Here is a 7,973-nt window from a genome sequence, read left to right as displayed (position 1 = left end):
TGCCAGCAGAGTGTGTGTTGTCTGCGAGTCAGCCTTCGCGAGCAAGCCCGCTCCCACAATTGATCTTCGTTGCTTTGAGCATTGAGTTCGCTTAACTGATCAGCATTAGGCTTTTATGCCGGTTTTTTATTGTCTGCAGTCCTGCCGGAACACTCAGAGTGAAGCTTTGACCTGCAAACCAAACACCAGCGCGTTGTCGATGTCCTGCCCTGAAAAGGCGCCCGGTTCGATGATGTATTGCATGTTCGGGCGCAGTGTCAGCCAAGGGGTGGCCTGATAGCCGTAGCCGAGTTCGATCAATTGCTCGCCACTGTCCAGATTCGGAAACTGCGTGCCGTTGGCCAGTGCTGCGTCCTGCTGCACGTCGCGACTGCGCGGGTTCGGCACGGCGCGACCGTAGCCCAAGGCAACGGTGTCACGCGGACGACCTTCGAACGGTTTGTACAGCACCAGGCCAGTGCCGTACCACTTGCTGAACGGCGATGCCGCTTCGCTGGCCACCGAGTACTGGCCGAAGGCGTGCAGGCTGCGGCCTTCGGACGATTGCGAACTCCACACGGCCTGATCGATCAGCAGGTAATGACCGCCACGACCGGAGACTGCTTTGTCGCTGCCGATGCGCTTCACGTCGGAGCTGTCGTAGTAGTAGCCAAGCTTGTACTCGCCCGGCAGTGCGCCCGCGTGCTTGTACACCAGCTCGATCGGCACCACGGTGCCGGTAGTGTGTTTCGGGCCCAGATGCCAGGCACGACTGGAGTTGCCGTTGCTCTCGGGATCGACATTGAATGCGGCCACGCGCAGTTGCCAGGACGGCGACAGGTCGTACTTCACGCGCACGCCCAAGTGGGCGTTGGGGTAGTTGGTCCAGCCGCTGCCGCCGGACATGTTCAGCGGATGGCCGCAGAAACCGGCGTTCATGAAGTTGCAGAGAATGCCGCTGTCGAGGCCGCCGAGGTCGTTGCCCATGGCCATGTAACCCAGTTTCACGTTGAGCGCCGGGGTGAACAGGCTGCGCTCGTAGCTGAGTTCGGTCAGGCGGGTGTAGAGGCCGCCGTAGTTTTCCTGGATCGGCAGACGGTTGCCGACCAGGTCTTCGGAGGCGCTGTTGCCGCGTCGGTCATTGATGGTCAACTGCACCTTGCCGGCGTTGTCCACACCGTACAGTTTGCTCAGGTCGAACTGCGCGCCGAGCTTGATGTTCTGCGAGTAGCGCGCCGAACGGTGCAGGCCGCCGTCAGCGTTGTAGGCCATTTCACCGGTGTAATCGCCGGTGAACCTGATGCCGTCAGCGTCCATCTGGTGACGCAGGCCGCCCCAGTCGCCGGTCAGGGTGTTGCGGGTCAGCAAGTTCGAATCGGTGTCGGCGAAGGCGGGCAGGGCGGCGCTGCAGGTCAGGCCCAACAGCACACCGTTGACCCAGCCGGATTGAGTAAAACGAAACATGGAGATCTTCCTGCGCAAGTCTTTAGCGATATCGCAAAGCGGCGCGGCACCCTCAGGTGCCGCGCTCAAAGGGAAGTGCCCGTTGTTCAAACGGGCACTGCGGCTTACGGCAAGGCGTAGGCCATCACGTAGTCGCCGCGGTCGGTCGACTGGCGTGCACCGCCGGCGGTGACGACGATGTACTGCTTGCCGGTCTTCGGCGAAACGTAGGTCATCGGGCCGCCCTGACTGCCGACTGGCAGACGCGCTTTCCACACTTCTTCACCGTTGCCGCTGTTGAAGGCGCGCAGGTAGAAGTCTTGAGTGCCGGCGATGAAGATCAGGCCACCTTGAGTCGACAGGGTGCCGCCGAGGGTCGGCAGACCGATCTTGATCGGCAGGTGCATGCGGATGCCCAGCGGACCGGTGTCTTCAACGGTGCCGACCGGAACCTGCCAGGCGATTTTCTGGGTCTTCATGTCGATGGCGGTCAGGGTGCCGAACGGCGGTGCCTGGCAAGGAATGCCGGCAACCGACAGGAAGCGGTTTTTGTTCACCGCATACGGCGTGCCTTTGAGCGGAACGGCACCCATGCCGGTGTTCAGTGCTTCACCACCGGAAGAGGCCTGAGCCTTGTTCTGCGACGGGATCATCTGAATCCACAGACCCAGGCGCATGTCGTTGACGAAGATGAAACCGTGCACCGGGTCAGTGGAGAGGCTACCCCAGTTCATGCCGCCCAGCGAACCCGGGAAGCTCAGCGATTTGTCGGTCCCCGGCGCGGTGTACAGGCCGTCATAACGCATCGATTTGAAATCGATCCGGCACAGCAACTGGTCGTACGGCGTCGCCCCCCACATGTCGGATTCGGTCAGGTGCTGCGCACCGATCTGCGGCATGCCCAGCGATTTCGGCTGGGTTGGCGAGTAGGGTTCGTTCGGGATGTTCGCGGCTTTGACCGGTACTTCTTTAACGTCGGTCAGTGGCTCGCCGGTGGCACGATCCAATACATAGATCTGCCCGGCCTTGGTGCCGATGACCAGCGCCGGTACGGTTTTGCCGTCCTTGTCGAAGTCGATCAGGCTCGGCTGCATCGGCAGGTCGAAGTCCCAGAGGTCGTTGTGCACGGTCTGAAACACCCAACGCTCATCACCGGTGGTGGCGTCCAGCGCGAGGATCGAGGCGCCGTAGGTGTGATCGAGTTTGCTGCGCTCGACACCATAGATGTCGGTGGACGAACTGCCCATCGGCAGGAACACGGTGTTGGTCGCCGGGTCGTAGGACATCGGCGCCCAGCTGTTCGGCGTGCTGCGCACATAAGTGCTGCCGTCGGCTGGAGCCTTTTTGTCCTGCGGGTTGCCCGGGTCGAATGCCCAACGCATGGTGCCGGTGATCACGTCGAAACCACGAATCACGCCGCCCGGCATGTCGGTTTGCACGTTGTCAGCCACACGACCGCCAACCACCACAGTGGTGCCGGCCATCAGCGGAGCGGAAGAGAGCTGGTAGTAGCTGTCCGGGACTTCACCCAGACCGGCCTTCAGATCAATCTGGCCGTTGGTGCCGAAACCCTGGCAGAACTCGCCAGTGTCCGCGTCTACGGCGATCAGGCGCGCGTCGATGGTGTTGGTCAGCAGACGGCGCTGGCAATTGGCGGCCGGCGCAGGCTTGGCTTCGATGATGCTCGAATTGTTCGGCTGAGCGATGGCCTTGGTGGCATCGAAATAGGCCATGCCACGGCAACGCTGCCAGACTTTCGACTGGGCGTTGATCGCGTTCTTCCACAGCTCTTTGCCGGTGTCGGCATCCAGCGCGATCAGGTTGTTGTGCGGGGTGCAGATGAACACCTTGTTGCCGATCTGCAGCGGGGTGAGCTGGTCTTCAGCACCGTTGCCATCGCTCTCGGCGACGTCGCCGGTGTGGTAGGTCCACGCCACTTTCAACTTGTCGACGTTGTTGCGGTTGATCTGGTCCAACGCAGCGAAGCGGCTACCGCCCTCGGTATTACCGTAGTGCGCCCAGTCCTTTTGCGCGTTGGCCGGCTCGACGGGCGTCAGGCCCGGGCCAGTGCCGGTAGCAGCGACAGTCGGGTGCGCGATGAACATGTTGCCCGCAGCCACGGCCAGCGCCACCGCCAATACAGCGGCAACGCCATAGGCACCGCGACCTGGTACGCCACCGTTGGCACGCTTGAGCAGCGGATAGACCAGCGTCACCGCCAGGCCCACGGCGCTGAACATGAACAGACGCGAGAACACCGGCCAGAACACCAGCCCGGCATCACTGACTGCCCATATCGCCGTGCCCACCAGGAATGCGGCGAACAACCACGCACCGGTGGTTTTGAAGCGAGCGATCAGCAGACCGGAAACGGTCATGACCAGCCCACCCACCAGGAAGTACCAGGACCCTCCCAGGCTGACCAATTTCACGCCACCAGCAGCAAGTGCCAAGCCGAGGAGGGCGATGATCACGCCCAGCCCGACCAGAATGAATTTTGATATGCCTGAGAGGCGTTGACTCTGCTTCACGTTGAATGTCCCGTTGAAATGAGGCGTGCATTATATAGATAGGTAACTACCTAGTTAAATCACTAATTCAGCCTGAAGCATAGTTCGCCGATGAATCACCCGCCAAACGGGCGCGGAGCGCTCTTCAAGGGCGTGCGAGGCCTTCCGAAATAAGATTCAGAAGGTGTTTTGTGTCAGAAAAAATGTGATTTATGACAGCTGATGGTCCGCGCCATGGTGACTGCGCAGCATCGAGAAATTCAACGCCGCAGCGACACACAGCCAGGCCAGATAAGGAAACAGCAGCAACCGGGTAATCACATGTCCGACACACTCTTGGTTTTTTAAACGCCAACTGGTAGCGTGCCGCACCTCGCTGTATTGCCCGATTCCTTTCGTCATCGTTGCCCGTCCAGGGCAGACGCGCGCGGATAAACGCTGCCCCACACAAGGGCGCGGCGCAGGACGCATCGGGCGATGCACAGTCATTCGCAAATGGAGTTGAAAAATGACGCAAAACAGCACCGTGCTGTCCGGCATCCAGCTGGATCAGTTCATGGATCGTCTTGAAGTCGAGCATCAGGAACACGGTGCCGACTACCTGTTGGGCCAACTGCGCGCACAGCCGCTCAAGGCGGCTTCGCTGGAGTCGATCGGACGTCTGCACGCGCTGTGGGTCAACGTCGGTGACGCTGACGCGGCCAAGGCGGTACTGGCCGACGACGGCCAGGCACTGATCGAAGTGACGCCTGAAGACGCGCGCAACGAACTCAAACTCAACCTGCTGATCTCCCAACTGCGACTGGGCAACTACCTCAAAGACGAGCAGGGCCTTTTGCAGGCGCTCGACACCCTGCAGCAATTGACCAGCGAGCCGCTGCCGTTCGACATCGAGCACTACCGTCGCGACCGCATTTTCGACGATCTGCAACACACCACCCTCGACGTCGCCCTCAAGGCCATCGAGGTGCGTCACACCCTGGCCCTGATCAACCCGGGGCGTCATGCCCTGAGGGCTTGGGACGCTGCCGATCAACACCGCCGCCGGGCCCGGGTGCTGGCCGCCCACGAACGCAACGAAGAAGCTCGCGAAGCCGCGTTGGCGGCAATTGCCGCGTTACGCACCGCAGGCGAAGATCAGGATGTCGATGCTAACGACTGGCTGTGGCTGGGCGATGCGCTGATCGAAATCCTGCCGTTGCGCTTGGCGATGTTCGAGCAACCTGTCGTGCATCTGATCACCGATTTGTCGCTGCCGCAGCGCCGGGAATGGGAAGTGCGCCTGGCGCGTCTGGCCGCCCGCTCACTGCAGGCCCAGGGCGACCTGGCCGGTGCCTTGAAAATCTGTGAAGTGGCGGCCCTGAGCCTGGAGTCTGGCGGTGGTGACAACTTCGTTGAGTTCCATTTGCCCTGGCTGCTTGAGAACGGCCAGATCGAGGAGGCCGGGCAACGCGCGTTCATGGAAATCTATGAAATGCGCGGCCATATGTGGCCGGGGATAGCGTTCTGGGTACACGATCGTCTGCTCGATGCCGAGGAGCAATCCGCGTGGTGGCCGTTGTGCGTGATGCGTGCCTGCGATGATCAAGCGGTGCTGGAGCGGTTCACATCCGGCTTGCCGTGGCGCGATGAGTCGACGCCATCCCTGGGCCCGCTGCTCGATGCACTGGATGCCGCGCGCGATGATCTTGAGCAAATCGACAACGTCTTCACCGAGGCCCTTGCAGAGGCCCGGCGCCGCGCACCGAATCACCCGTGGATCACCCGACTGGTGGCGGTGCGTGAACGCCTGGCCGGGCGCATCGATGGCAATACCGAACTGGCGATGCTGCGCGAGGCCATCACGGCCGGCAATATGCAGGACAACCGCAGTGCCTTCAGCCTGATCAGTGCTCATGCCAGCGTGTTCGGCATCGCTGATGCCCTGCGCCAACCGCAGTTGCCACTGGCCAGTGGCATGTACTATTACCAGTTTGCGAACGCTCTCGAGGACCTGGTCGAAGCGCATCTCGAAGGGCTTTCGAGCGAGGAGGCAGAACCGACCTGGTGGCTGCTGCGCGAAGTACAAAAGGTCGCCTACGAACAAGGCCAGGCCTGCATGGAGCAATGCTTCGCCAACGGTCGCGGGCACCGTTTCGATGCCTGCGCGCACCAGTACTCGATGTTGTGCAACGACCTGGCGATCAATTACCGCTGCTACTACAACCTGTATGAGCAGGCCCTTGAGTTGCATCACCGCGGCATTGCTGCCAGTTCGTTCGCCGAGCATTATCAGGGCATCCTGAACAACCGTATTCAACTGGAGGATGACCCGGGCATCGCCGAAGCCGCCGAGCAACTCTGGCACTACGCAGCCGACCATGGCTACAGCCGCTTCGACCCGGAAGAAGACCTGTTTGCGGTCACCCGCGCGCTGTTCCGCCAGGATCGCGAACGCGAAATTCTGATCTGGCTGGAGCGCATTCTCAAATGGCAGGAAGAGCGTGGAATCAGCGACAAAGAGCTTGGGTACTCGCCGTTGTTCTCACGGGTGAAAATTATTCTGTTCCTGTCGTACAACTTGCCGGAGGCGGCCGCCAGTCTCTGGCAGCGTTACGCTCCATACTTCGATGAAAGCGACGAACCCTCGCTGCTGGGTTGCTCCGGCGATGCGCTCAAGAGCCTCGGGCGCAAGGAAGAGGCTCTGGACTATTACCAGCGCGCCATCCTGCGCAGTGATCCTGACAACGACCTTGACCAGCGCAACAATGAAGTCTTCCGCCAGAGCATCGCCGGGTTGCAGGGTTCGGCAAAACCGGCCGGCAAGGCCTGGTGGCAGATATGGAAGTGACAGCGCCGCTGCGCCAGTCTGGTTACGCCCCGCGCAACGCCCTCAATGCCGATCAACTCAAGCGCGGCATTGCCGAGCGCAGTAAAGCCCGCGGTGACACACCAGAGGTGAGCAAATGGTTGCTCAATCATTTCTACCGTCATCTGGTCGGCAACTTCGAGCCTGCGCGGCGGATCCTGACTCTGGAGCAGGCGGTCGAGGCACTGGGTGCTGAGCCGCCGTCATGGGTGGCCAGGCATTTGAGCGACACCGGCAAAGATTCGCAGCAGGCGCTTGCGCCGTTGGTCTGGCTCGATTCACAGCAGGCGCCACTGTTGGCCCAGGAAACCTTGCTGGTGGAGTTCCTGACCTCGCGTCAGGGCACGGCGCTGGCCGGCAAGCTCGACCGTATCAACTGCCCGCAGGCGCTGGCATTGTGGAAAAAGGAACACGCGCAGATGGCTGCGCGGGTCGAGCAGGGCTGGCGCCAGAGTCAACCCGAAGCCCTGCTCACGCGGGTGACCACCACTGAGCACGTCTTGCAGGAACTGCGTCCCGAGAGTGCTTTGCTGCGTGAGGAAATGGCCTTTGAAAGCTACGTGATGCGCCATTGCCTTGGCCAGTTTGCTGATCGCCGCGCCTTGACCGGCGGCTACGGCGAACGCTATGCCGAAGCAGTGGAGCAGGGGCAGATGCGCGTGTTCAGTTTCCGCGATGGCCAGGGCCAGCCACACATCACCATCAGCCTGATCGTCCACGCCGACGGCACCTTGACCGTCGAGCAGGTCAAGGGCAAGCAGAACCGGCCACCGGTCGAGCGTTACTACCAGGACCTGCTGCAGTGCCTGAACGCTCTGGGCACCGATCAGCAGACGCCAGACGACTGCATCGCCATCGGCATTGTGCGCACCGAAGCCGGCTGGATGCGCATCGAAGAGGTCAGTGATCCGACTGCCCAGACTCGCCTGGTGGCCCGTTATCCGCAGCTGTACGAGCGCCTTGATGCGCCTTCGGCGATGGTCGAATGGCTGGTGGCCGGGCGTCAGCCGCAGCAGTTCTTGCAAGTTGCTCCGCAAGCGGTGTCGGTCAAGTACGCCATCCGGCATATTTTCAGCAACCGCATGGAGCGTCAGCCTGGTGACCCGCTGTACCTGACCGAAGGTGTGCCGTGGCCTGACATGGCTGCGCCCCAGGCCGAGGAAATCCAGGCGTGGCAGGCCCGGGCAAGGTAG

General features: G+C 61.6%; 5 protein-coding genes. 2 read left to right on the top strand and 3 right to left on the bottom strand.

The annotated features are described in order from the left end of the window. Positions 1-153: 153 nt before the first annotated feature. The 3 genes from PseAD21_RS13015 to PseAD21_RS30305 all read right to left on the bottom strand — a co-directional run bounded on the left by PseAD21_RS13015 (position 154) and on the right by PseAD21_RS30305 (position 4,334). The gene (locus PseAD21_RS13015; protein WP_102356042.1) at positions 154-1,443 is read right to left on the bottom strand and encodes a carbohydrate porin; all 1,290 of its coding nucleotides are present in this window, start codon (positions 1,441-1,443) and stop codon (positions 154-156) included. A 104-nt stretch (positions 1,444-1,547) separates the two neighbouring features. Further along, entirely contained in the window at positions 1,548-3,953 is a 2,406-nt protein-coding gene (locus PseAD21_RS13010) for a glucose/quinate/shikimate family membrane-bound PQQ-dependent dehydrogenase (RefSeq protein WP_102356041.1), read from the bottom strand. A gap of 189 nt (positions 3,954-4,142) precedes the next feature. After that, the gene (locus PseAD21_RS30305) at positions 4,143-4,334 is read right to left on the bottom strand and encodes a TspO/MBR family protein (RefSeq protein ID WP_158242599.1); all 192 of its coding nucleotides are present in this window, start codon (positions 4,332-4,334) and stop codon (positions 4,143-4,145) included. Positions 4,335-4,440: 106 nt separating this feature from the next. Between PseAD21_RS30305 and PseAD21_RS13005 the strand changes: the two genes are divergently transcribed. Both PseAD21_RS13005 and PseAD21_RS13000 read left to right on the top strand, forming a co-directional pair. Next, positions 4,441-6,762 (top strand): hypothetical protein, encoded by a 2,322-nt coding sequence (locus PseAD21_RS13005; protein ID WP_102356040.1) that lies wholly within the window; start codon positions 4,441-4,443, stop codon positions 6,760-6,762. Next, positions 6,753-7,973: a hypothetical protein gene (locus tag PseAD21_RS13000; protein ID WP_102356039.1), complete on the top strand. Its 1,221-nt coding sequence runs from the start codon at positions 6,753-6,755 to the stop codon at positions 7,971-7,973. The genes PseAD21_RS13005 and PseAD21_RS13000 overlap by 10 nt, the downstream gene beginning before the upstream one ends.

Origin of the sequence: Pseudomonas sp. AD21, assembly GCF_002878485.1 — a bacterium.
Classification (GTDB): Bacteria; Pseudomonadota; Gammaproteobacteria; order Pseudomonadales; family Pseudomonadaceae; genus Aquipseudomonas.
The sequence above is the reverse complement of the archived record's forward strand: the minus strand, read 5'-3'. Positions and strand labels throughout refer to the sequence as shown.